Below are 25,309 nucleotides of genomic sequence, written 5' to 3'. Positions count from 1 at the left end.
GCTAATCCGCGCTTGGGACTAGCGAAGATCAAGCCGCATGACAAGCGCGGCAGTCCGCTGGCCGGCCTTGTCCTGGTAATAGGCGCGGCGTTCGCCGACCTTGTTGAAGCCGAGCTTACGGTAAAGCCCGATCGCCGCTTGATTGGTCTCGTCCACTTCGAGGAACAGCGCTTCGGAACCCTTGACCAGGGCCTCGCGCATCGCCGCCTGCATCAGCCGCCAGCCGAGACCGGAGCGCGCATAACGCGGCTCGACGCCGATCGTCAGGATTTCGGCCTCGCCGGCGACGGCGCGCGACAGGACGAAACCGCCAAAGGCCGGACGGAACGAGCCGTTCGTCTGGCGGGCGACAAAACCGAATACCGTGTCCTGCACCAGCAGCGCGTGAATTTCACCGTCGGTCCAGGGGCTTGCAAAACGCTGGCGGTGCAGCGCTGCCGCCGCAAGAAGGTCGGCTTCCTCCAGCGGAAAAATGTCGAACTCGGTACGGCGAGTGAAGTAATCGGTGAAGCTCATCTCGGTCTACGCTCGGGCAATCGCGAAGCCCACCTGCGGCTTGGCGTCGGGGCCTCGGAGATATAGCGGTCGCGGCTTGGCCGAGGCTGGATCAGCAGCGGCGCCGAGCGCGGCGACAAAGGCAACATCGATGAGTTCGGAGGGTTTGGCAGGGGCGTTCGGGGCAACGAGAGCCGCGCCGGAGCCGCCGATGACGCCATCAAAGCCGGAGAAGCGTTCGCGCGCCACCTCGACAGCGAGCGCTTCGGGCTCACTTATGGCATCACCGGTCGCGCCGAAAGCCTGGACATAGACTTCGTCCCGCTTGGCATCGATGGCCACGAGGATGTCCCTGCCGGGCGCTGCAGCACGTATGCCTTCAGCCAGGACCGCGAGCGTCGAGACGCCGACCGCAGACTTGCCGAGCGCCAGCGCCAGGCCACGAGCGGCCGCCACTCCGACACGAATGCCGGTGAACGAGCCCGGACCGACGGTGACCGCGATGCGGTCGATATCGGCAAGCGATCGGCCAGCCGCGGCCAGCGCCTCGTCAACGAATTCCATCAGCCGCTCGGCATGACCTTTGCCGAGATCGGCGCCCGAGCGCCCGAGCACAACAGCCGCTTCGCCGTCGTAGACGGCAACGGAGCAACCGGAGCCGGACGTGTCGATCGCAAGTACAATCATTTCAACGCTGGATCTTTCAGACGCCACAAGCCGCAAGGCCGACCAGGCTTTGCGGCAAAATCGATACTACTCGGTCAGGTCAGGATGCGGGCGGAAAACCGCGCACATTTTTCTTCATCCCGCCCTGGTTCGCGAGACGCCGGACGGCGTCCGGTGTCAGACGGCCTCGACGGCTTGCACCTCGGGAACGAAATGGCGCAGCAGGTTCTGCACGCCATGCTTCAGCGTCGCGGTGGACGACGGGCAGCCCGAGCAGGCACCCTTCATGTTGAGGAAAACGGTGCCGTCCTTGAAGCCTCGGAAGGTGATGTCGCCACCGTCCTGCGCAACGGCCGGGCGCACGCGGGTTTCCAGAAGCTCCTTGATGGTGGCAACGATCGTTTCGTCACCTTCGTCGAAGAACTCGTCTTCCTGATCCGACTGCTCGGCGCGGCCGCTGCCAGCCATGATCGCCTGGCCCGACATGAAATGCTCCATGATCGAACCGAGGATCGCCGGCTTGAGGTGCTGCCACTCCTGGCTTTCCTTGCTGACGGTGATGAAATCGTAGCCGAAATAGACACCGGTGACGCCCGGGATCGAAAACAGCCGTGCCGCCAGCGGCGAGCCGGCGCGGGCTTCTTCCTCGTCGCGGAATTCGGCGGTGCCGTTTTCCATAACAACCTTGCCCGGCAAAAACTTCAGCGTTGCCGGGTTCGGCGTGGCTTCGGTCTGAATGAACATGTCTGTCTCCGTTTCGCCGGGAGCGACAGTCGCCCAGCTCTTTAGAATTATTCAAAAGAATATAGGGGCATGGCCCTCTGGTCGCAAGAGTACATAAAGCGGGATGAGGAAAAGTGTGAGCGGTTTTCCGTCCGCATCCCGCTTGGTCCATGAAAAGCGACGCAGGTCAGCTGAGCGCGTCGATCTCCTCGTCCGTCAGGGCATCGGGGATAACCGTGACGGGGATCGGGAAGGCGGCAGCCTTGCCGGCGATCGACGACACCAGGGGGCCTGGGCCCTCTTTTGCCGATCCGGCGGCGAGCACCAGAATGGCGATGTCGCGGTCCTCCTCGATCGCCGCATGGATCTGCTCCGTGGCAGTTCCCTCGCGGATGACGATCTCGGGTTCGATACCGATCCGTTCGCGGACCGACTGGGCCACCTTCGCGAGCGTCGCTTCGGCTTCCTCGCGCGCTTCCGCACGCATGATTTCCTCGACCCCCAGCCATTGCTGGAAGTCGCCATCGGCGATCACATAGAGCAGGACGAGACCGCCATTGGAGTTCTTGGCGCGCATGCCCGCATAGTGCACGGCGCGCCCGCATTCCGGGGTATCGTCTATCACCGCCATGAATTTGCGGCGGTGACCTTCAAGTCGAGAGAGTCGGGTCGAGACCATAGGGTGAACAATACATCCCGGGTTGGCCGCCGCAAGGTCTGATTTTCGCGTTTCGGAGCGGGACACGGAAAAGTGCCCGTAGCCTTCCGCTCTTGGTCCGCTCCGACTCCTGAACCGAAGTGAATCCGGGTCCCCGAGGACCCGGATTCAGTCAACTACTGCAGAAAACCGATGATCTCGCGCACTTCGCTCATCGTCTTTTCCGCCCGCGCCCGCGCCCGCTCGCCGCCATCGCGGAGAATGGCGTCAATGTGAGCGGTGTCGCCCATCAGGCGGCGCATTTCGGCGGTGATCGGCGACAGGACCTCGACCGCGAGGTCGACCAGAGCCGGCTTGAAGACCGAGAACTGCTGCCCGCCAAACTCGGCCAGCACCTGTTCCTTGGTCTTGTCCGACAGCGCCGCATAGATGCCGACGAGGTTTTCCGCTTCCGGACGACCCTTGAGCCCTTCGACCTCGCTTGGTAGCGCATCCGGATCGGTCTTGGCCTTGCGGATCTTCTTCGAGATCGTCTCGGCGTCGTCCATCAGGTTGACGCGCGAAAGGTCGGACGGGTCGGATTTCGACATCTTCTTCGTGCCATCACGCAGCGACATGACGCGCGGCGTCGCGCCGCCGATCAGCGGCTCGACCGGCGGGAAATAGGCGTGGATCGGCTCTTCGCCGACAACCATATCGACACCGTAGCCGGCGCTGCGGATATGCTCCATGAAGTCGATATTGAACTTCTGGGCAATGTCGCGCGTCAGCTCCAGGTGCTGCTTCTGGTCGTCACCGACAGGAACGTGGGTGGCACGATAGACGAGAATGTCGGCCGCCATCAGGCTCGGATAGGCGAGCAGACCGAGCGAGGCGTTCTCGCGGTCCTTGCCGGCCTTGTCCTTGAACTGCGTCATGCGGCTCATCCAACCGATGCGCGCGACGCAATTGAAGATCCAGGCGAGTTCGGCGTGCTGGGGCACGGCCGACTGATTGAAGACGATATGTTTCTTCGGATCGATGCCCGAAGCGATGAAGGCTGCGGCGATCGAGCGGATCTGCCCCTTCAGGTCCTCGTGCACGAGCTGAGCGGTGATCGAGTGCAGGTCGACGACGCAGTAGATGCAATCGTTGTTTTCCTGCAGCGCCACGAACTTGCGGATCGCACCGAGATAATTGCCGAGATGGAGATTGCCCGTCGGCTGAACGCCGGAGAATACGAGCGGCTTGAATTCGTTCATGTCGTCCTCAATAGGCTGGTGGAGGGCCCCAGGGCAAAAACGCCCATGTTGCTAACGGCATGGCTTATGCACGGGTGGCGGTAGGCAATCAAGAGGTCGCCGCAGCCTCGTCTATTCCGCCGGTTGCAGCAGATCCCAATGGTTGCCGAACGGATCGCTGAAGACCGCCACTGTGCCATAGGGCTCGTGGCGCGGCGCTTCCAGAAAGGCGACGCCTTTGGCCAGCATCGCCGCATGGTCGCGAGCGAAATCGTCGGTGAACAGGAAGAAGCCGACGCGGCCGCCGGTCTGGTTGCCGATCGCCGCCTGCTGGCGTTCGCCGTCGGCCTTGGCAAGCAGCAGCGAAGTCTCGACCGCGCCCCTGGGACGGACGACGACCCAGCGCTTGCTATCGTCGAGCCTCGTGTCTTCCACGAGGTCGAAGCCGAGCTTGCCGCAATAGAAGGCGATGCCGGCATCGTAGTCCGGCACGACCAGGGCAATGCGTGCGATCGTCTGGCGCATCAGTCGCTCGCCTCCGGTGCTGCAGCGGGTTCTGCCGGTCCTTTGGCCTTGCGCTTGATGCTGCGGCGGATCATGCCGAGGCTGGCGCCGCCGAGACCGAAGGCGAGCGCGAAGTAGATCACCATCGCCACCGAGACCAGACCGAGCAGGGTTACTGCCCGCGTCACGAGCGGCGCGGCGGAAGAGAGCTCGAAGGCGAACCAGTCGATCGCGAAATACAGCGCCGCGGCCATACCGGCCGCCGCGATGGCGAGGCGCGGAATGCGGGTCAGCAACGGGATGTCCCTGCCCCAATGGCCGCGCCAGACAAGTGTTGCGAAAAGCAGGACAGCGTTGACCCAGCCGGCAACGATCTCGGCCGTGGCGATGCCGCTTGCGCCGAGCCGCGGAAACAGAGTGAGCGCCAGCGAGACGTTCACAACGACGGAGATGGCAGCGAAGATCATCGGCGTGCGCGTATCCTCGCGCGCGAAGAAACCGGGAATGAAGGCCTTGATCAAGACGAAAGCCGGCAGGCCGAGACCGTAAATCGCCAGGATGTGACCGACGATGACGGTCGATTCCGGCGAGAACTTGCCGCGCTCGAAGAGCAGCCGAACGATCGGCTCGGACATGACCAGAAGTGCTGCTGCCGCCGGCAGCGTCAGGAACAGCGTGAACTCGACCGAGCGGTTCTGCAGGTTCGACGCTTCGTTGACATTGCCGGAACGCAGCGCCCGGGCAAGTTCCGGCAGGAGCACGGTTGCCACCGCGATGCCGACGACGCCGAGCGGAAGCTGGTAGATGCGGTCCGCATAGACCAGCGACGAGACCGCGCCTTCGCTCGCCGAAGCGATATTGGTATTGATCAGGAGGTTGATCTGGGTGATACCGCCGGTGATCGCCGCCGGCAGGGCTAGCACCAGCAGGCGCCTGACACTGGCGGTCATCTTCGGCCGGCGGAGGCCGATCTTGATGCCGGCGTCGCGCACGGCGATCCAGACGATCGCAAGCTGCACCAGACCGGCCGCCATGACCCCCCAGGACAGCGCATAGCCGACGGCCACCGGATCTTGGCCCTCATACCAGGCGTAGGCCAGCACCGCGATCAGGATGACATTGAGGAACACCGGCGCAATCGCTGCCGCAAAGAAGCGATGCAGCGAGTTCAGCATGCCGCCCATCATCGCCGCCAGCGACATGCAGGCGAGATAGGGGAACATGATGCCAGCAAAGACGATGGTATTGCCGAGCTTTTCCGGATCGTCGGCAAAACCGGGGGCGATCAGGTTGCTGACGATGAAGGGCATCGTCAGTTCCATCGCGATCGTCAGGAACAGAAGCACGGTGAAGAGAACGCCGAAGACTTCCTCGGAAAAGCGCCGCGCGCCCTCCATGCCGTTCGCCTCGATCTCCTTGGCAAAGAGCGGCACGAAGGCGGAGTTGAAGGCCCCTTCGGCAAACAGCCGGCGGAAAGTGTTCGGCAGGCGGAAGGCCGTGTTGAAGGCATCGGCGACCGGGCCGGTGCCGAGGGCTGCCGCCATAAAGGTTTCGCGGATAAAGCCGAACAGGCGGCTTCCAAGCGTCGCGCCGCCGACGGTTGCAAATTTCTTGACCAGACTCATGTTTCGGCTTTTGTCGTCCTTTGAGCGGAGGAGACGCCCGGTGGCGGCGCGATGATGCCGGAGGGCATGCGATCGCGGGCTTCGTCACCCTCACCGGCCATGACGGCCTTGAGGCGGGCGGCAATGTTCATCTGACGGTTCTCGCTCGTCACCTTCTGACCGACGAGGTCGGTGACGTAGAAGGTGTCGATCACCTTCTCACCGAAGGTGGTGATGTGGGCCGAGGCGATATCGAGCGAGAGGTCGGAAAGCACTGCGGTGATCTCGGACAAGAGGCCCGGACGGTCGAGGCCCTCGACCTCGATCACCGTAAACTTGTTCGACAATGTGTTGCTGATCGTCACCTCCGGCGTCACGGTAAACGCCTTGGTGCGCTTCTTCACCTTCGTCCGGCTGGCAATCACTTCGGGCAGGCGTTTGCGGCCGGCAAGCACGTCCTCGATCAGCTTGCCGATGCTGCCCGCTCGCCGCATCTCGTCCCCGTCGACGGCGAACTCACGGTTCACCAGGATCGTGTCCAGTGCCCGTCCGTCAGACGTCGTGAAGATCTGGGCGTCGACGATGTTGGCGCCGGCGGCAGCGCAGGCGCCGGCGATCACGGTCAGGAGACGCGGATGGTCGGGCGAAAGCACGGTGATTTCGGTGATCGCATGGAACTGGTGGGTGCGCACCATCGTCGCCAGCGCCTTGTCGGCGGCGTCCGCTTCGCGGATGAAGCGTGCATGGCGCACTTGATCCTCTAGTGCGACGGTCAGGAGATAGGGCTGATAATGCAGGCGCACATAGTCGTCGCGCTCCTTCTCGGACCAGTCCGTCAACGCCTCGCCGAGCATGATCGCGGCATGCGCGGCGCGCTCCTTGCGCGACAGTTCCGAGAAGCCGCCCGACAGCAGCAGTTCGGTCTCGTAATAGAGCGTGCGCAGCAGCTGCCCCTTCCAGCCGTTCCAGACGCCTGGACCGACGGCCCGGATATCGCAAACGGTCAGGACCAAGAGCATCTTCAGCCGGTCGAGCGACTGCACCCGCTCGGCGAAGTCGACGATCGTCTTGCGGTCGTTGAGGTCGCGCGTCTGGGCGACCATCGACATCAACAGATGCTCCTCGATCAGCCAGGCGACGAGTTCGGTCTGCTTTGGCGACAGCCCGAAGCGCGGGCAGAGCTTGCGCGCCACCTTAGCGCCGGCGGTCGAGTGATTCTCGGGCCTGCCCTTGGCGATGTCGTGCAGCAGCACGGCGACGTAAAGCGCCTCGCGCTCCTCGATCCCCGGCATCAGCTTGGCGACGAGCGGATGCGCCTCCTCCTCGATGCCGCCCTCGATGCGCGAGAGCACGTCGACGGTGCGCAGCAGGTGCTCGTCGACCGTATAGTGATGATACATGTTGAACTGCATCATCGAGACGATCTTGCCGAAATCCGGAATGAAGCGGCCGAGCACGCCCGCTTCGTTCATGCGCCTGAGGATGAGTTCCGGCTTGCGGCGCGAAGTGAGGATCGACAGGAAGAGGCGGTTCGCCTCCTCGTTTTCCCGAAGGGCCGGCTTGATCAAACTCAGCGATCGCGTCACCTGGCGCAGGGCCGCCGGATGGAACTCGAGGCCGTTGATGTCGGCGATGTGGAAGAAGCGCAGCAGGTTGACCGGATCGCGCTTGAAGACATCGGGGCTTGCGAGTGCGATGCGGCCGCCGTCGTCGACGAAATCCAGCGTGCCGGCGATCTTGCGGCTACGATGGGTGAAGCGGCCGATGATGCCGGAAATGCCGGGGGCATCCTTGGCCTGCTGGTCTTCGAGTGCGGCGCAGAAGATGCGGGTCAGGTCGCCGACGTCCTTCGCCACCAGGAAGAAGTGCTTCATGAAGCGCTCGACGGCGGAAAGGCCCGGATGGTCGTGGTAGCCCAGCGCTTCGGCGATCTCGCGCTGGATGTCGAAGGAGAGCCGCTCTTCCGCCTTGCCGGTGAGGAAGTGCATGTGGCAGCGCACCGCCCAGAGGAAGTCCTCGGCCTTCTGGAAAAGCTGGTACTCCTGCCGCGACAATACCCCGACCTTCACGAGGTCGGCGGTGTCCTTGAGGCGGTAGAAATATTTGGCGATCCAGAACAGCGTGTGCAGGTCGCGAAGACCGCCCTTGCCTTCCTTGACGTTCGGCTCGACGAGATAGCGCGTATCACCCGCCTTACGGTGGCGCTCGTCACGCTCGGCAAGCTTGGCGGCGATGAAATCCGGGCCGGTGTTGCGCACGATCTCGTGGTCGAAACGGGTTTCAAGTTCGGCGCTCAGCGTCTCGGAGCCGCAGATGTAGCGCGTTTCGAGAATGGCGGTGCGGATGGTCATGTCGGCACGCGACAGGCGGATGCATTCGTCGATGGTGCGGGTGGCGTGGCCGACCTTGAAGCCCAGATCCCAGAGGATATAGAGCATGAACTCGATCGCCGGCTCCGCCCACACGGCCTTCTTGACCGGCAGCAGGAACAGAAGGTCGATGTCCGAGCCCGGCGCCAGCGTGCCGCGGCCATAACCGCCGACCGCCGCCACCGCGATGCGCGAGGCCGGCGGCGCATTGGCTGCGTCGAAGATCTCGTTCAGCACGAAATCATGCAGTACGGTGATCAGCTGATCCTGCAGCCAGGAAATACGCTCGGCGCAGAGAATGCCGGCTCCGTCGGCATAAAACAGTTCACGCGCCTTGGCCCGGCCGGCGACGTTTGCCTGCTTGAAGGCGGCCAGCAGCGCCTGGCGCATCGGCTCGCGCTGCTCGGCATGGGCCGAGGCGATGAAGTCGCATTTTGCCCGGAGCGCTGCGACATCGAGGATTTCGGGAAAGAAAGTTTCGTGTCTGCCCATGTAGTGCCGAGGGGCGTCCTGTCCGACTGGTTGCGTGGTCGCTCGCGATCGAGCGTTCCTGCATGATCCTTACGACCGAGGCCGAACAAAGACCACACAGCATTTCAATCGCCGCGCCGGCAAAGGCGCGCGGCGCTGTATAGCCTTTTTACGGAAGGCTGCACAGGAAAAAGGCGCGCGCCGCTTTAGCCAGCGGTTGGCGGGATGCGGGCGGAAAACCGCACACACTATTCCTCATCCCGCCTTGGCGGCGCTCAGTTCCTTCTTCAGCGCATAGAGGGCGTCGAGCGCTTCGCGCGGCGTCATGTCGTCTGGGTTCAGCGTCTTCAACGCCTCCTCGACCTTGGACGGACCTGCGGCCTTCACCTCTTCGCGGCGGATCGCCACCTGGAAGAGCGGCAGATCGTCGATCAGCTGGCTCGCCGGGTTCTTGCGGTCGGCATCCTCGAGCTTAGCGAGCACGTCCTTGGCACGCGCCACCACCGAGGCCGGCAGGCCGGCAAGGCGGGCGACCTGGATGCCATAGGACCGGTCGGCAGCGCCCGGGCCTACCTCGTGCAGGAAGATCACGTCGCCGTGCCATTCCTTGACGCGCATCGTCGCGTTCGAGAGACGGCCGAGCTTTTCCGAAAGCACCGTCAGCTCATGGAAGTGGGTGGCAAACAGGCCGCGGCAGCGGTTTGCCTCATGCAGGTGCTCGACCGCCGCCCAGGCGATCGACAGGCCGTCGAAGGTGGCGGTGCCACGACCGATCTCGTCGAGGATCACCAGCGAACGGTCGGTCGCCTGGTTGAGGATCGCCGCCGTCTCGACCATCTCCACCATGAAGGTCGAGCGGCCGCGCGCCAGATCGTCGGAGGCGCCGACACGGGAGAAGAGCCGGTCGACGATGCCGATATGGGCGCTTGCGGCGGGAACGAAAGTGCCCATCTGCGCCATGATCGCGATCAGCGCATTCTGGCGCAGGAAGGTCGACTTACCGCCCATGTTGGGACCGGTAAGCAGCCAGATCGCGCCGCCCTCCTCGCCCTCGGGCGGCGAGAGATCGCAGCCATTGGCGACGAAGGCATTGCTTGCCTGGCGCTTCAGTGCCTGCTCGACCACCGGATGGCGGCCGCCGTCGATCGCGAACATGCGCGAGCGGTCAACAGTGGGGCGGGCATAGGCCTGCTCCTCGGCGAGCACGGCGAGGCCGACCGATACATCGACGGTCGCAAGCGCCAATGCCGCCGCCTTGAGGGTCTCCGCAGCCGCAACGACCTCGGCCGTCATGGCGTCAAAGGCTTCGATCTCGATCGACAGCGCCCGGTCGGCGGCGTTGGCAATCTTGCTTTCGAGTTCGGCCAGTTCCGTCGTGGTGAAGCGCATGGCATTGGCCATGGTCTGGCGATGGATGAAACGGGCGCGGCCGGCATCCGTATCGGTCATCGCGCCGGCATTGCCGGCCGTCACCTCGATGAAATAGCCGAGCACGTTGTTGTGCTTGATCTTCAGCGACTTGATGCCGGTCTCTTCGGAATATTGCAGCTGCAGCCCGGCGATCACCCGGCGAGACTGATCGCGCAGCGCCCGGACTTCGTCGAGCTCGGCATTGGCGCCTTCGCATACGAAACCGCCGTCGCGCTTCAGCAGTGGCAGTTCCTCGCCAAGGGTCGCGTCGAGCAGGCCGAGCAGACCGGCGGGCAGTGCGTCGATCGCGGCTCGTGCTTCCTTCAGCTCATCCGATAGCGTGCCGGCCGCCATCCGGCGCGATATCGACGCGGAAGCATGCAAGCCGGCCTGGATGGCGCCGAGATCACGCGGACCGCCACGACCGAGCGCCAGTCGCGACAGGGCGCGCGGCATATCCGGCGCCCGCCTGAGCGCATCGCGCAGGTCGCTTGCGAAGGAAGGCTGATCCGCAAGGATCTCGATCGAGTCGAGGCGCTGGTTGATACGGTCCGGATCGGTCAGCGGCGACATAAGCCGCTCGGCGAGAAGCCGCGCACCGCCGCTCGTCACTGTTCTGTCCAACGCCTTCAGCAGCGTGCCCTCGCGCGCACCGGAGAGTGTCTTGACCAGTTCAAGGTTGGCGCGGGTCGCCGGATCAATGAACAGCGTCGAAGCAGCGCTTTCGCGCTCGGGGGTGCCGAGCGCCGGACGTTCGGCAAGCTGGGTTTTCTCGACATAGGAGATCGCAGCCGAAGCGGCGGCGAGTTCCGCGCGCGAAAAGGTGCCGAAGCCATCGAGCGTCTTGACGCCGAAATAGCGGCTAATGCGGCCCTCGGCCGTCGCGCTGTCGAACAGCACCGCCGGCTGCGGCACGGCCACACGGCCGAGCACGTCGAAGACGGGCCTCAATTCCGGATCGTGAAACACCGTATCGGCAAGGATCAGTTCGCGCGGCTCGATGCGCAGGATATCGGCGAGCAGACGGCTTTCGGCGGTCTCGGCCAGCCGGAAGATGCCAGTGGAGATATCGATCCAGGCAAGCGCGTAAGCGGGTTCGGAGCCGCTCTTGATGCGCGCCAGCGCCATCAGATAGTTGGTTTCCGACGGCGACAGCAGTTTCTCTTCGGTGATCGTGCCCGGCGTCACCAGGCGCACGACGTCGCGGCGCACCACCGATTTGCCGCCGCGCTTCTTGGCCTCCGCCGGGTCTTCGACCTGCTCGCAGACTGCGACGCGGAAGCCGAGGCCGATCAGCTTCTGCAGATAATCGTCGGCGGCATGCACCGGCACGCCGCACATCGGAATTTCCTGTCCCATGTGCTGGCCGCGCTTCGTCAGCGTGATGCCGAGCGCGCGCGACGCTTCGACCGCGTCCTGGAAGAACAGCTCGTAGAAGTCGCCCATGCGGTAGAACAGCAGCGAATCCGGGTTGTTCGCCTTGATCTCGATGAACTGTTCCATCATCGGCGTTGCCGTGGAACGGCTTTCCTCGCTCGCCAGTTCGGCTGCGGACAACACCTCCCCGGCGCGGTTCGATTGGTCTGTCACGAAATTCATGATTGTTCCGAAAAAAGAGATGGCACACTATCCCCAAGCAATTGTAGACGACAACCATAAAGAGGCGCGCCGCAAGGCTCGCCCACAGGAGGATAGAGGAAACATGCCGGCCACCGACAAGACCGATCGCACAATGACGAGCGTCACCGCGCAAGAAGCGCTCGATTTTCACTCGCAGGGTCGTCCCGGAAAGCTGGAGATTTCCCCCACCAAGGCCATGGCGACCCAGCGCGACCTGTCGCTTGCCTATTCGCCGGGTGTCGCGGTGCCGGTGAAGGCGATCGCCGAGGACCCCAACACAGCCTATGACTACACCACGCGTGGCAACATGGTCGCCGTCATCTCGAATGGCACGGCCATCCTCGGCCTCGGTAACCTCGGGGCGCTTGCCTCCAAGCCGGTCATGGAAGGCAAGGCGGTGCTGTTCAAGCGTTTTGCCGACGTCGATTCGATCGACCTCGAAGTCGATACCGAGAACGTCGACGAGTTCATCAACTGCGTGCGCTTTCTGGGGCCATCATTCGGCGGCATCAATCTCGAGGACATCAAGGCGCCGGACTGTTTCATCATCGAGCAGAAGCTGCGCGAGGTCATGGACATCCCGGTGTTCCACGACGACCAGCACGGCACGGCGATCATCGCCGCTGCCGGCCTCATCAACGCGCTGGCTTTGACCGGCCGCGACTTTAAGACGACGAAGCTCGTCTGCAACGGCGCGGGGGCGGCTGCTATCGCCTGCATCGAGCTCATCAAGTCGATGGGCTTCAACTCGGAAAACGTCATCCTCTGCGACACCAAGGGCGTGATCTTCGAGGGTCGCACCGAGGGCATGAACCAGTGGAAGTCGGCGCATGCGGTCAAGACCGACCGCCGCACGCTCGCCGAGGCGCTCGAAGGCGCCGACGTGGTCTTCGGCCTTTCTGCCAAGGGCGCGCTTTCCGAGGACATGGTGCGCTCGATGGCAGCGCGGCCAATCATCTTCGCGATGGCCAACCCGGATCCGGAAATCACGCCCGAGGAAGTCGCCCGTATCCGCGACGATGCGATCGTCGCGACCGGCCGCTCGGACTATCCGAACCAGGTCAACAACGTGCTCGGCTTCCCCTATATCTTCCGCGGCGCCCTCGATGTGCGCGCGACGACGATCAACGACGAGATGAAGATCGCGGCAGCGGAAGCACTGGCGAGCCTTGCCAAGGAAGACGTTCCAGATGACGTTGCCGCCGCCTATCAGGGCAACCGGCCGCGCTTCGGACCGCAATACATCATCCCGGTCCCCTTCGATCCGCGCCTGATCTCGTCGATCCCGATGGCCGTTGCCAAGGCGGCGATGGAAAGCGGCGTCGCCCGCAAGCCGATCACCGATCTCGAGGCCTATGGCCGCCAGCTTTCCGCCCGCCGCGACCCGATCGCCTCGACGCTGCAGCGTATCTACGAACGCGTCCGGCGCCAGCCGAAGCGTATTGTCTTTGCCGAAGGCGAAGAGGTGCAGGTCATGCGCTCGGCGATCGCCTATGCCAACCAGCAGCTCGGCACCGCCATCCTGCTCGGCCGCGAAGAACGCATGCGCGAGACGGCGGAGCGCGAGGGCATCGACCTCGACCGCCCCGGCATCCAGATCGTCAATGCACGCCTTTCCAAGCGCGTCGGCGCCTATACGGATTATCTCTATGCTCGCCTGCAGCGGAAGGGCTTCCTCTTCCGCGACGCCCAACGCCTGATCAACAATGACCGCAACCACTTCGCCGCCTGCATGGTGGCGCTCGGCGATGCCGACGGCATGGTCACGGGTCTTACCCGCAACTATTCGACCGCGCTCGAGGACGTGCGCCGCTGCATCGATCCGAAGCCGGGCCATCGTGTCATCGGCGTCTCGATCGCGCTCTGCCGCGGCCGCACCGTGCTCGTCGCCGACACGGCAGTGCACGACATGCCCTCTTCGGAGGAGCTTGCCGATATCGCCGAGGAGGCAGCCGGCCTCGCCAAACGGCTCGGTTACGTGCCGCGCGTGGCGATGCTCGCCTATTCCACCTTCGGCCACCCCTCGGGCGAACGCTCCGAGCGGGTGCGCGAAGCGGTCAACATCCTCGACAAGCGCCGCGTCGACTTCGAATATGACGGAGAAATGGCGGCGGACGTGGCGCTCAACGCCCGCGTCATGGAGCAATATCCGTTCTGCCGCCTCTCCGGCACCGCCAACGTGCTCGTCATGCCGGCGTTCCACTCGGCGTCGATCTCGACCAAGATGCTGCAGGAACTCGGCGGCTCGACGGTCATCGGTCCCCTGCTCGTCGGCTTCGACAAGTCGATCCAGATCGTCTCGATGTCGGCCAAGGATTCCGACATCGTCAACATGGCGGCGATTGCCGCCTACAACGCCGGCATGTGACACCGACGGATGTATTATTTTGGCACAGGCCTGGCACTCAAAGTCGCCAGGCCTGTCGAAATAGTAACAAATCGCTACAACTTATAAAAAGAAGAGCCCGCATCCCCTGGAGAGAAGAAGCGGGCTCATAATCAGGCAACCGAACTACGTTTTAGGTAATGAAAGACGGAGGATTTGGAATTCCATGCCGGCCGACCTCCGGAAATGATCGGCCATTCCTCCGTTATTTTCTCTATTCTCTCGTGATGAAATTAGAGAATAACTTGACAATACAAGTCTCTCTTTCAGTCTCGAAAGTCAAACTCGTCATTAAGACTTGGTTAATCCAGTCACGCGCCCGTCAGGAGACGGAGGTCGCGAACCGCCCTGCGTCTGCGCCGTAATAATTGAGATAACGGCCGGAGATATTGCTGATCGGCAGCACGATCAAAACATCCGTCGTGCGGAATGCATGATCGACCACCGCGCCGTCGCCGACCATTGCGCCCAGACGCATATAGCCCTTGATCAGTGGCGGCAGGGCGCCGAGCGCCTTTTTCGCATTGATCGCCTCGGCCGGCATCAAATCCATGGTCCGATGCAGTTCCGGACGTGCGCTCACGGCCCATTCGTCACGGGCGCGGATGTTGTGATGCAGGAAGGAAAGCGCCAGCGCATGCTCGGCCGGCACCACGCCGGGGAACGAACCGCAGCCGAACATGGCGTCCATGCCGTATTTGAGTGCGTAGGCCCAGTTTCCCTGCCAAAGCAGTTCCACCGTCCGCTTGGTACGGTAGTCCGGCAACACGCAGGAACGGCCGAGTTCCATGAAGCGCTTGGTCGGATGGCGAGCGAGAAGCTGGTCGATGGCAAATTCGGAAGCCGAGTAGAAACCGCCCGAGCGCTCGGCCACGTCCTGGCGGAGCAAGCGATAGGTGCCGACGATCTGATCCTCGGCATCGCCCTCGATCGCGGTATCGAGAACCAGAAGGTGGTCGCAGATCGCGTCCCAGCTGTCGACGTCGCGCTTGCGCCGGTCGGCTTCGGCGCCAACCTGCGCATTCATCTCCTCGACGAAAACCTTGTAGCGTACGGCCTGGGCGGCATCGATCTCCGATGCCGTCCGTGCCAGGCGCGTCTCGAGATTGGCGATCCTGCCAAGAACGTCAGTCGTCGGGGCGGCAGCCTTCTTGCCGATGCAAGCCTGAGAAGTGTCAACCACGTTCGCTGAATCCAGTAGCTCGATGGCCATCCGCGTCATCCCGAATCAATTCTATCTGTCGGGCTTAGACCACGTTTCTGCAACAACATAGTGACATGAAAGCGGCATACAACCCCCACGCCCCGATGGTTACCGTTACCACTGCCGAAGTTACCGTTTGCGCAGCAGGCGGGCGATCTCCGACGTCAGGAGCTGCGGATCGGCGGGCTTCGACAACACGGCGTCGGCGCCGGCGCCCATCAGCCTTTCGCGCATGTCGGCACGAACATCCGACGTCAGGACGATGACGGGCAGCCGGGGCGCGGATCGCGCAGCCTCATCGGCGCGCAGGTGCTGCAACAGCGAAAGGCCGTCGCCACCCGGCATGTTGAGATCGGTCACCAGCAGCTCAGGAAGCGAGCGCTCGCCGGACGCATGCAAGGCCTTAGCTACGGCGCCGAAGTCGCTGACAAGGCGGACCGAATACCCCGAGCGCTGGAGCACGGTGCGAACGATCAGCGCGTTGACCGGATCGTCTTCGGCCAGCAGGATCCCATTCGCCCTGTTGTAAACAGGCGTGGTCGCAGGCTCCTCTCGCAGAACGGGCCGGTTGTCGTTGATCGCGTCGCGTTTCTCGATACCCTTCAGGCGACCGAGCAGCACCTCGACCAGGGACTTTTCGCGCAGCGGCCGGATCAGCCATGCCTCGTAGCCGTCCATCTGGTTGACGGGGTGGCTGTTGCGCTCCTCCGGATTGATCAGATAGGTGCGCCGCACCTCCACCCGTGCAACGGACGGCTGCAGGGAAAGAAGCTGCTTGTATTGCTGGGCATGGCGGTGGTCGACGATCACGTCCGTCAGCGGCGCGCCGCCGGCGAGTACGTCCGCAAGGACATGCTGGGCCGCGGCAAGCGTGGTGGCACGATGGCACCGCCCGCCGAGTGTCGCGATCGTCGCGGCGAGCGCCGCCGAGGCCGGACCATCGGGCGCCATCACCAGGACATGCGAGCCCGCAAGGCACGACCGGCGCTCCGGTGCGACCGCCTCGATCTCGGCAAATGGCAGACGAATTTCGAAACGGCTGCCGCGTCCCGGCGCGCTTGCGGCCGTAAGGCTGCCACCGCAGGCCTGCATGATCCTGCGGGAGATGGCGAGGCCAAGGCCGGTGCCCTTCGCCCGCTGTTCGTCGTTTCCGGCCTGCTCGAACTCCTCGAAAATGCGCTTCAGGTCGTCAGGCGACATGCCCGGACCGGTGTCGTCGATCCGGATCCGCACGCATTCGTCGACCGTATCGGCGCCGACAAAGACGCCGCCGACCTCGGTGAACTTCACCGCATTGCCGATCACGTTGAAGAGCACCTGGCGCAGGCGCGCCGCATCGAAGGCCATCTCAGCGGGCACATCGACGGCGACCGTGGCACCGATCTCGATGCCTTTCTCATGCGCCCGGTTGGAGAGCATTTCCACCACGCTCTCGATGACGCCACGCGGATCCTGTCGGGTCGGGCGAAACTGGAAGCGACCGGCCGACAGCGACGAGAAATCGATCAGGTCCTCGACGAGCTGGACCAGCGCATGGCCGGACTGCTGCATGCCGGCGAGGTAGTTCTTCTGCTCGCTCGACAGCCGGGTCTGGCCGAGCAGGTGGCTCACGCCGAGGATGCCGGAAAGCGGCGTACGGATCTCATGGCTGACTGTGGCGAGAAGCCTCGACTTCGCCTTGCTCGCCTCCTCTGCCCGCCGGCGCGCCGCTTCGCGCTCACGCGCCGCCGCGGCCTCCTCGGTGACGTCGCGCGCGATGCTGTGGCGCATGAGCCTGCCACTTGCCGGATCGCGGGCGATCACGTCGTGCCAGTCGTAAAGGCGCACGCCGTCCGATGCCGCAATCCGGACCAGATAGTGATTGGGCGCAGCCTTCGGCTCGAAGCTCAGGCCAAGCGCCTCGCAATCGAGGCCGTGGACATCGGAGTGGCCGCAGACCTGATGGAATACCGCGTTGGCATGAACGATCTTTCCGTCCATGCCGCGCATGATCGCGAGGTCACCCAGCGCATCGTGAATGGTCGAGAGCAATGCCGACGTCTCGGAGCGATGCCAATCGCGATCCCGGTCCGCTTCGTCGCCTGCCTGCCTGCCATCGAACGACCGTATGGCTTCGACGACGAGCAGGAACACGCCGACAGAGCCTGCCGCCGCAATCGCTGCGGAAAACAGGTAAAAGCCGGCACTCATGCCGATGACGAGAATGAGACCGGAGGCGACAAGGCCGAGCAATGCCAGCGACGCCTGATTGAGCGCATGGCGCTTGCCCTTGACGGGTGCTTCCTGCTCGTGAGCCGGAGGAGGCGCTTCCACAGAGAGCGAAGCCACCGGCGGCGCGTCACCCGTCCGGCTTCCTGTCCGGAAGCCGGATTCGATCCGCTCCAGCAATCGTGACGGTTCGCTCATGCAAACCGGCTAACACGACAAGCGTTCCGAATGGCTTCAATGCACCGGTAAAATCTTAACGATCGGCCTTTTTCGCGTGCAGCAGTTCGTCAAGGATGATGGCTCCGGCGCCGATGGTGATGAAGGTATCGGCCAGATTGAAGACGGCGAAGGACCATGTTTCCGTATAGAAAAGGATGTAGTCGATCACGTAGCCGAAGATCAGCCGGTCGACGAGGTTGCCGAGTGCGCCGGCGATGATCAGCGCGTAGCCGAAATGCGCAAAGAACCGGTCCTTCGGCGTGCGCTTCCAGAGCCAGAGCACGAAAGCGACGACGGCAAGCCGCATGCCGACGATGAACCAGCCTTCCATGCCCGACAGCATCGAGAAGGCGACGCCATAGTTGTAGGTACGGTAAAGCGCCAGCATCGGCACGACGTGGACCGCCTGATTGAAGGGCAGGTAGATCTCGACCAGATACTTGATCAGCTGATCGGCGATGAGCGCGAGAAGGATGAAGACCGCGATCGGCAGCGGCCGCGAAAACAGAACCTGCTTCTCGCTCATGCGCGGGCGTCCAGCGTCAGCAGATGACGGCGCGCCTCGAACAGCATGATGCCGGTAGCGATCGCAAGGTTGAGTGAATCGGCGCGTCCGGCCTGCGGGATGCGTGCGAGCGCACCTGCCTCACGGGTAAGCTCCTCCGGCAGACCCGCCTGTTCGTTGCCCATCAGGATCACCACGGGCTTCGACTTGTAATCGATGGTGCGGTAATCGACGGCGCCGGCGAGATGGGTGGCAACCACCTTCACTCCGGCGGATTTCTGCCAGCGGATGAAATCTTCCACGCTGGCGCGTGCCACCGGCATCGCGAAGACCGAGCCCATGGTAGCGCGCACGGTTTCCAGCGAAAACGGATCGGTGGTCTCGCCGACGAGGATGATGCCGGATGCGCCGGCGGCATCGGCCGTGCGGATGATGGTGCCGAGGTTGCCGGGATCGCGCACCCGGTCGAGCGCCACATAGGTTTCGCCCAGTTGCGGCTTCAGATCCTTCAGCGACTGGTAGCGCTGCTCGAAGATACCGACGACCATCTGAGGATTGTCGCGCCGGGTGATCGTCGTCAGCACCTTCTCGCTGACCTCGAGCACCAGACCACCCTTGGCGAAGGTCTTCGCCGCCACCTGCTCCACATGCGGCTTGCCCTTGGCCGCCTTGGCATAGATCAGCGTCTTGATCTTCCAGCCGAGATCGAGCGCGTCGATCACCAGCTTCAGGCCTTCGGCCATGAAGGACCGCGTCTCGTCGCGATGCTTCTTCTGTGCCAGCGCGCGGATATCCTTGATGATCGGGTTGGTGAGGCTCGTGACCTCCTTTACCTGACCCACACGACCGGCGCCGTGTTCGCTTCTGTCGTTCGTCATTGCGGTACCCAGCGGCTGAAGAGAGAGGTCGAAAGCGCCCTGCCCGGCTCGCGTCCGTCAAGCCCGCCCTCGCGGATGATGAGCTCGCCCGATTCCACCCGGCCGCCCCGGCCGCGCATCGTCTCGCGCATCAGTTCATGGATCGAATAGAAGCTCGCCCGGATCGAATAGGCGGTCAGCACCAGGCCGCGCGCCTCCGGCGAAAGGATCTCGCGGCAGATGTCGAGCATCGCAGCCAGATGATCGAAGAGCTGCCAGACCTCGCCATTCGGACCACGGCCGAACTTCGGCGGGTCGGTCAGGATGATGTCGTAGCGGCTGCCGCGGCGCTCTTCGCGCTGGATGAACTTCATTGCGTCGTCGCAGATCCAGCGGATCGGCAGCTTTTCGGCCCGCGCCAGCTGCTGGTTCTCGCGTGCCCAGCCGATCGCCTTCTTCGAGGCGTCGACGTGGGTGACCTCGGCGCCGGCCCTGGCGGCGATCAGCGAAGCGACACCGGTATAGCCGAAGAGGTTCAGAACCTTGAGCGGCCGCCCTGCAGCTTCCACCTGGTCCTTGACCCAGCTCCAGTGCGCGAGCTGTTCGGGGAAGACGCCAACATGGCGAAACGAGGTGAAGCGGCCGTGGAAATCGGTTCCGAGAAGCTGCATCGGCCAGGTTTCGCCGAGCACGGCGCCCGGAAAGCGCCAGCGGCCCATGCCGTCCTCGTCGGTGTCGCCTGTGAAAATCGCGTCGGCCTTTTCCCAGACGCCATCCGCCAAGCTGCGCGGCCAGAGCGCCTGCGCCTCGGGACGCACGATGCGATAGGGACCGTATTGTTCGAGCTTCTCGCCGGCGCCGCTGTCGATCAGATGGTAGCCGGAAGCGCCCACGGTCTCGAGAATGAGCGGCACGCGCTCGGCCGGCTTTTCGCCGGTTCGCCGGGCGATCACCCGCAAGGGGGTCTCCTGCACGGATGCCTGCTTGGCGGGCCTGTCGCGTGTTTCCCCGGCCTGCGCTGCCACCGGGCGCGCCGGCCGTTCCTTGAAGCCGCCGCCCTTCGGCGGTGCCGGACGCTTCTGATCGTGGCGACCGCCGCCACGCGCCTCGGCGCCGCGGCCTTTGGCCATCGTCACGGAGGCATTCTTCGACCGCCGGTCCTTTTCCTTCACGCTGAGATCCCTGGGCTTTGTTAGAGCATGTGCCGCCTGCCCTTCGCAGTATCGAGCGCGAGCGGGCGGACGCCATGAGGTTTGTCGCCGCAGCCTTCAGCCGCGGCATCTATTGAAGCTGCAAATAGCATCGCTTATGCACTTGGCAAAGTCGTTTCCGTTTTGCGAAGATCGGCGCGGGAGAACCCGCGGCAAATTTCCTTGGGTCGGAACCGGCTTGGGGACAATATTCTGCAGCAGGCCTAATGTGTTACAGCGATCTTTGCGCGTCGATGCCGATGCGCGGCGCTCCAATGGGAGGAAAGCGCATGGACATGACCGGCGAAGAGCGAATTTCGGCTGGGCGCGACGCGGTGTGGCGCGGCCTCAACGATCCGGAAATCCTGAAACGGTGCATCCCCGGCTGTCAGTCGCTGGAGATGACGTCGCCGACCGAGCTTGCAGCGGTTGTGAAGATCAAGATCGGCCCGGTCTCTGCCTCCTTCACCGGCAATGTCATGCTCTCCAATCTCAATCCGCCAGAGGGCTACACGATCTCGGGCGAAGGAAAGGGCGGGATCGCCGGTTTTGCCAAGGGGGGCGCCGACGTCACCTTGACGGAGGATGGCGCAGACACGGTGCTGCGTTACGACGTCAAGGCAGAGATCGGCGGCAAGCTCGCCCAACTCGGCTCGCGCCTCATCGATTCGACCGCAAAGAAGCTGGCCCAGCAGTTCTTCACCGACTTCGGCGCCGCCGTCAGCGGTACCGCGGAAGCGGCGAGCTGACGGCTCGCCACTCCGCAGCGTCAAGTCAAGCGTTCAGTTCTGAGGGGCAGCCAACGTCGCCTGAGTGGCGAGCTTTTCTGCCTGGCTGCGATGCTTCTCGGCTTCGCGGTGCCACTTCACCGCTTCGTTCGCCTCGGTGCGTGCACGGCGACGGTACTTGCCCTGGCTGAACCAGGTCGCTGCCGCGCCGAGGATCATGCCGACGATGACGGCAAGGAACAGGAAGACGAAGAAGGGCGCGCTGACCGAAAGCACGCTGTCTTCCGGACGGAAAGGGTTCAGTGCCAGCGTCACGCTCTGGCGATTGGCGACGCTGAGAACGATCAGGATCACGCCAACCGGAATGAGAACAACGATATTGATCAGTTTCTTGAACATTCAAGCGCTCCAGCTTGCGAGCGGCCGCGTGGTTTCCGTTGGCCACGCGGGACGACGGGCGTCCATTGCGCCAGGCCGCTGAGACCGAGAAAGACGATCAGTCTTCGTCGTCACCATTCATGCCGGGATTAAGGCGCTCGCGCAATTCCTTGCCGGTTTTGAAGAACGGCACCCACTTTTCCTCGACGAAGACGGAATCGCCGGTGCGCGGGTTGCGCCCGGAACGCGACGGCCGGTTCTTGACGGAGAAGGCACCGAAGCCGCGCAGTTCGACCCGGTTGCCTGACGCGAGCGCGTCCGTGATCTCATCGAGAACCGCATTGACGATGTTTTCGACATCGCGGTGATAGAGATGCGGATTGCGAGCTGCAACAATCTGCACCAGTTCTGACTTGATCACTGTCGCCCCCTCAAATTCTTGTTTGTTTTGCTTTTTCGGTCTGCATTGTGATTGCTGCAAGAATATCGACGACGCTTGCAAAAACGCCGCCAACCCCTCACGGCTCAGGCTGGGTATATGTCGCCTTCCTCATTGGCCATCAACCTGCCAAACCGAAACAAGACCGTCAAGAAACAACTTGTCGCCCGCAATTTTTTCGAAGCCGCTCATTGCCGGAAAAGCGTCATATCCCAACATCTTGATCCAGTTGCCGACCAGCGCGCCGAGGCCAAAAGGCAGGGTCTTGCGCGGTGCTTCCCAATCGACGATCGGCAGGTCCTTCGATACCTTTTTCTCCGTGAGGAAGGCGCGAATTTCGTCCTCGCCGCCAAGCGTGTCGACGAGCTTGGCTTTCAGCGCCTGACGGCCGGTGAAAATGCGGCCGTCAGCGAGCAACAGAGCCTCGGGGCGTTGAAGCTTGCGGCGCTCGGCAACCAGATCGACAAACCAGGCATAGCTGTCATCGATCATCGCCTGGATCATCGCCTTCGCCTCTTCGCTTGCCGGATGGAAGGGCGACGGTTCCGCCTTCAGCGGTCGCGACTTGATCGATTCCAGCGAGACGCCGATCTTGTCCATCAGGTCCTTGATCTGCGGATACTGGAAGATGACGCCGATGGAGCCGGTGATCGAGCTTTCGCCCGCGACGATCGTGTCGCCTGCGAGCGCAATCATGTAACCCGCCGAAGCGGCGAGCGTGCGCACATCGGAGACAACGGGCTTCTTGGCGGCAACCTTGCGGATCGCCTTGTAGATCACTTCGCCGCCATAGGTGGTGCCGCCCGGGGACGAAATGGTGACGACCAGTGCTTTGACGCTGTCGTTGTCGGCGATCTTCTGGAGGCGATCGAGAAGCTCCCGGTCGTCCTGGATCAGACCACTAATGGTGACGCGAGCCACGTGCTGACGAGTGCGGCCGACATCGTCCGCAGCGCCCGACCAGACAAAGATCGCGAGCGCTGCCACAAGAAGCAGCCCCGCCACCACAAAGCGCCAGAAACTGAGTTTCCGGCGCAGGCTGCGGCGATCGGCGATGGCGAGTTCGTCCATGTGGGTTTCTCCCGAATTGTTGGCGCAGCTTCTGTCAGTTTCCGCGGGAACGTGCTATCTGCGCGCGCAGAGGCATATTCCATAAACGCGCTTGGCCACGGTTGAAAGCCGCGGCTGGCGTTTTCGTGCTTCACCCGAGTTTTTTTGCAGCGCCATTGTGCAGCAGCAAAAAATATCCATATTTGCGACGACTTACACCATTGTATGTATATGACCCTTTGATGGGTTCAGCGATAAAAGCAGTAGAACCGACAGGCCCTTTCATGTTGAACCACGCGCCAGCCCCGGGCATTTTTGCCGATACGGGTGAGAGCTCCGCCGACGCCTATGCGCTCGCCGCGAAGCACTCCGTGCGCGTGCGGCGGCTGAAAGTCATCCTGCCCGTGGTCGCCGGCGTCATCGCGGTGATCTTTGCCGCCGTTTCCTTCGTCCGGGCCTTCATGCCCGTCGAACTGCAACTCGAAACGGCGACGATCGAGGACGGCAAGATCGTGATGCAGAATCCGGCCATCTCCGGCCGCAACAAGCAGGGCATCAGCTATTCGATGAAAGCCCAGCGGGCGCTTCAGGACATCGCCAATCCTGACATCATCACGCTGCAGACGATCCATGCGGAAATGCCGATGAAGGATTCGATGGTCGCGACGGTGGACGCCACCAACGGCATCTACGACCGCGGCGCCAATACGCTCGATATGAACGCCCCGTTCACCATTTCCGTCAATAATGGCATCAACGCCGACTTCCAGTCGGCCTATCTGGATATCAACGCCGGCGAGATGGAAACGAAACAGCCCGTTGCGATCAGCATGAAGGGCGGTTCGATCATTGCGCAGACGCTGCGAATGACGGATAAGGGACGTATTGTAATATTTGAGGGCATGGTGAGGGTGAACGTCGAGCCCACCGCCATCCGCAAGAACGCGAAATAGGACCCGGTGCACTCCATGTCGGTCACAACCGCCTCTTTTTTCAAGATTTCCGCCAGCCTGGCGATTGCCGGTGTCAGCGCTTTGATCATTGCCTCCGGCGCTTCTGCGCAGGCCACATCCAGCAAGATGAAGGGCCTTGAACTCTCCAACGACAAGCCGATCCAGATCGAGAGCGACAAGCTCGAAATCAAGGATCCGGAGAGCAAGGCGATCTTCACCGGCAACGTCAAGGTCGTGCAGGGCACGACGACGCTGCAGGCCGGCAACATGGTGGTGTACTACAAGTCCGGCGGCGGCTCGGTTTCGAGCGGCGACGCCGACATCGACCGCATCGAGGTCAGCCAGAAGGTTTTCCTGAGCTCGGGCACGCAGCAGGCAACGGCAGACACCGGTTCCTTCGACATGACGAAACAGGTCTTCGTGCTGAAGGGCGAAAAGGTGGTGTTGTCGGAAGGCAAAAACGTCTTCGTCGGCTGCCAGCTCAACGTCCAAATGGAAACCGGGGAGGCTCAGCTCGAAGCCTGCGGCGGCCGCGTGCAGATCCAGCTCGACCCGAAGTCCCGCAAGCAGAACTGACGTAGATCGCTCGTGCACTTTCCCTTCCTTCACAAGCGCAAACGGGTCCGCAAGCCGTCGGCGACAGCTGCGGTCGTTTCCGGACATGCGGTCGACAAGGCGCGTTACGACGGCACGCTGATCGCGCGCGGCCTGACGAAGGCCTATCGCGAGCGCCGCGTCGTCAACGGCGTTTCACTGGTGGTTCGGCGCGGCGAAGCCGTGGGCTTGCTCGGACCGAACGGCGCCGGCAAAACCACCTGCTTCTATATGATCACCGGCCTCGTACCGGTCGACGAAGGCTCGATCGAGATCAATGGCAACGACGTCACGACCATGCCGATGTACCGGCGTGCCCGTCTTGGTGTCGGTTACCTGCCGCAGGAAGCATCGATCTTTCGCGGACTGACGGTCGAGGAAAACATCCGCGCCGTGCTCGAGGTCCATGACAAGAACCTGGAGCGGCGCGAGAGCAAGCTCAACGACCTGCTCGGCGAGTTCAACATCACGCACCTGCGCAAGTCCCCCGCGATTGCGCTTTCGGGCGGCGAGCGGCGGCGTCTCGAAATCGCCCGTGCGCTTGCGACAGATCCGACCTTCATGTTGCTCGACGAGCCCTTTGCCGGTGTCGATCCGATCTCGGTCGCCGATATCCAGGCGCTTGTCCGTCACCTGACCTCGCGCGGCATCGGCGTGCTGATCACCGACCACAACGTCCGCGAGACGCTCGGCCTCATCGACCGCGCCTATATCATCCATGCCGGCGAAGTGCTGACTCATGGTCGCGCCAACGATATCGTCACCAATCCTGACGTGCGCCGGCTCTATCTCGGCGACAATTTCAGCCTTTGAGACCGCTTCGCGGGCGATTCCGCCCGCGACCACGCTTGACCAAAC

Annotated in this window: 22 protein-coding genes; 5 read left to right on the top strand and 17 right to left on the bottom strand. The window is 63.1% G+C overall.

Features of this window, described 5'->3' with window-relative positions:
- Positions 1-18 precede the first annotated feature (18 nt).
- From BLU35_RS19455 to mutS, 9 genes are all read right to left on the bottom strand, one after another.
- Positions 19-516 carry a GNAT family N-acetyltransferase gene (locus BLU35_RS19455; RefSeq protein WP_058323654.1) on the bottom strand — a complete coding sequence of 166 codons (498 nt, stop codon included), beginning with the start codon at positions 514-516 and terminating at the stop codon, positions 19-21.
- Between the two features lie 6 nt (positions 517-522).
- Positions 523-1,182 (bottom strand): tRNA (adenosine(37)-N6)-threonylcarbamoyltransferase complex dimerization subunit type 1 TsaB, encoded by a 660-nt coding sequence (tsaB, locus tag BLU35_RS19450; RefSeq protein ID WP_057248013.1) that lies wholly within the window; start codon positions 1,180-1,182, stop codon positions 523-525.
- Positions 1,183-1,338: 156 nt separating this feature from the next.
- Positions 1,339-1,905, bottom strand: a complete 567-nt coding sequence (locus tag BLU35_RS19445; RefSeq protein ID WP_057248012.1) for a NifU family protein — start codon at positions 1,903-1,905, stop codon at positions 1,339-1,341.
- Between the two features lie 166 nt (positions 1,906-2,071).
- A complete protein-coding gene (locus BLU35_RS19440; RefSeq protein WP_057248011.1) occupies positions 2,072-2,563 on the bottom strand; it encodes a universal stress protein in 492 nt (163 codons plus the stop codon).
- A 155-nt stretch (positions 2,564-2,718) separates the two neighbouring features.
- On the bottom strand, positions 2,719-3,783 hold the full coding sequence (trpS, locus tag BLU35_RS19435; protein ID WP_057248010.1) for a tryptophan--tRNA ligase: 1,065 nt from the start codon (positions 3,781-3,783) through the stop codon (positions 2,719-2,721).
- Between the two features lie 111 nt (positions 3,784-3,894).
- Positions 3,895-4,287 carry a VOC family protein gene (locus BLU35_RS19430; protein WP_093234089.1) on the bottom strand — a complete coding sequence of 131 codons (393 nt, stop codon included), beginning with the start codon at positions 4,285-4,287 and terminating at the stop codon, positions 3,895-3,897.
- On the bottom strand, positions 4,287-5,891 hold the full coding sequence (gene murJ / locus BLU35_RS19425; protein WP_058329096.1) for a murein biosynthesis integral membrane protein MurJ: 1,605 nt from the start codon (positions 5,889-5,891) through the stop codon (positions 4,287-4,289). The genes BLU35_RS19430 and murJ overlap by 1 nt, the downstream gene beginning before the upstream one ends.
- Positions 5,888-8,731, bottom strand: a complete 2,844-nt coding sequence (locus BLU35_RS19420; RefSeq protein ID WP_093234088.1) for a [protein-PII] uridylyltransferase — start codon at positions 8,729-8,731, stop codon at positions 5,888-5,890. Before BLU35_RS19420 ends, murJ begins: the two co-directional genes overlap by 4 nt.
- Before the next feature lie 234 nt (positions 8,732-8,965).
- Positions 8,966-11,719, bottom strand: a complete 2,754-nt coding sequence (gene mutS / locus BLU35_RS19415; RefSeq protein ID WP_093234087.1) for a DNA mismatch repair protein MutS — start codon at positions 11,717-11,719, stop codon at positions 8,966-8,968.
- A gap of 103 nt (positions 11,720-11,822) precedes the next feature.
- Here mutS and BLU35_RS19410 point away from each other — a divergent pair, with 103 nt between their 5' ends.
- Positions 11,823-14,108: an NADP-dependent malic enzyme gene (locus BLU35_RS19410; protein ID WP_093234086.1), complete on the top strand. Its 2,286-nt coding sequence runs from the start codon at positions 11,823-11,825 to the stop codon at positions 14,106-14,108.
- Between the two features lie 340 nt (positions 14,109-14,448).
- Here the strand turns inward: BLU35_RS19410 and olsB are convergent, their stop codons facing one another.
- From olsB to BLU35_RS19385, 5 genes are all read right to left on the bottom strand, one after another.
- Positions 14,449-15,339, bottom strand: a complete 891-nt coding sequence (olsB, locus tag BLU35_RS19405; protein ID WP_058323660.1) for a l-ornithine N(alpha)-acyltransferase — start codon at positions 15,337-15,339, stop codon at positions 14,449-14,451.
- A gap of 120 nt (positions 15,340-15,459) precedes the next feature.
- A complete protein-coding gene (locus BLU35_RS19400) occupies positions 15,460-17,736 on the bottom strand; it encodes a hybrid sensor histidine kinase/response regulator (protein ID WP_093234085.1) in 2,277 nt (758 codons plus the stop codon).
- Positions 17,737-17,791: 55 nt separating this feature from the next.
- On the bottom strand, positions 17,792-18,283 hold the full coding sequence (gene lspA / locus BLU35_RS19395) for a signal peptidase II (protein ID WP_093234084.1): 492 nt from the start codon (positions 18,281-18,283) through the stop codon (positions 17,792-17,794).
- A complete protein-coding gene (locus tag BLU35_RS19390; RefSeq protein WP_093234083.1) occupies positions 18,280-19,140 on the bottom strand; it encodes a TrmH family RNA methyltransferase in 861 nt (286 codons plus the stop codon). Before BLU35_RS19390 ends, lspA begins: the two co-directional genes overlap by 4 nt.
- Entirely contained in the window at positions 19,137-20,291 is a 1,155-nt protein-coding gene (locus BLU35_RS19385; RefSeq protein ID WP_058323663.1) for a class I SAM-dependent rRNA methyltransferase, read from the bottom strand. The genes BLU35_RS19390 and BLU35_RS19385 overlap by 4 nt, the downstream gene beginning before the upstream one ends.
- A gap of 308 nt (positions 20,292-20,599) precedes the next feature.
- On the opposite strand from BLU35_RS19385, the gene BLU35_RS19380 reads away from it, so the two are divergent.
- Positions 20,600-21,058 (top strand): SRPBCC family protein, encoded by a 459-nt coding sequence (locus tag BLU35_RS19380; RefSeq protein ID WP_058329099.1) that lies wholly within the window; start codon positions 20,600-20,602, stop codon positions 21,056-21,058.
- Between the two features lie 33 nt (positions 21,059-21,091).
- On the opposite strand, the gene BLU35_RS19375 is transcribed toward BLU35_RS19380, so the two are convergent.
- The 3 genes from BLU35_RS19375 to sppA form a co-directional block, all read right to left on the bottom strand.
- Entirely contained in the window at positions 21,092-21,436 is a 345-nt protein-coding gene (locus BLU35_RS19375; RefSeq protein ID WP_058323665.1) for a hypothetical protein, read from the bottom strand.
- 97 nt (positions 21,437-21,533) lie between these two features.
- Positions 21,534-21,836, bottom strand: coding sequence for an integration host factor subunit beta (locus tag BLU35_RS19370; RefSeq protein ID WP_057247998.1), 303 nt, complete (start codon positions 21,834-21,836; stop codon positions 21,534-21,536).
- 129 nt (positions 21,837-21,965) lie between these two features.
- The gene (gene sppA, locus BLU35_RS19365; protein WP_058323666.1) at positions 21,966-22,925 is read right to left on the bottom strand and encodes a signal peptide peptidase SppA; all 960 of its coding nucleotides are present in this window, start codon (positions 22,923-22,925) and stop codon (positions 21,966-21,968) included.
- Between the two features lie 263 nt (positions 22,926-23,188).
- Here sppA and lptC point away from each other — a divergent pair, with 263 nt between their 5' ends.
- Genes lptC through lptB form a run of 3 tightly spaced genes read left to right on the top strand, consistent with a single transcriptional unit; the run spans position 23,189 to position 25,264 of the window.
- Positions 23,189-23,857 (top strand): LPS export ABC transporter periplasmic protein LptC, encoded by a 669-nt coding sequence (gene lptC, locus BLU35_RS19360; RefSeq protein WP_093234082.1) that lies wholly within the window; start codon positions 23,189-23,191, stop codon positions 23,855-23,857.
- A 15-nt stretch (positions 23,858-23,872) separates the two neighbouring features.
- Positions 23,873-24,433, top strand: a complete 561-nt coding sequence (locus tag BLU35_RS19355; protein ID WP_058323667.1) for an LptA/OstA family protein — start codon at positions 23,873-23,875, stop codon at positions 24,431-24,433.
- Between the two features lie 12 nt (positions 24,434-24,445).
- Complete coding sequence (gene lptB, locus BLU35_RS19350) at positions 24,446-25,264, top strand: LPS export ABC transporter ATP-binding protein (RefSeq protein ID WP_057247994.1); 819 nt, start codon at positions 24,446-24,448, stop codon at positions 25,262-25,264.
- The last annotated feature ends 45 nt before the right edge of the window (positions 25,265-25,309 follow it).

Source organism: Sinorhizobium sp. NFACC03, assembly GCF_900103435.1.
Classification (GTDB): Bacteria; Pseudomonadota; Alphaproteobacteria; order Rhizobiales; family Rhizobiaceae; genus Ensifer.
Note: the sequence above shows the minus strand (reverse complement) of the source record. Positions and strands in the feature narration are given on the sequence as shown.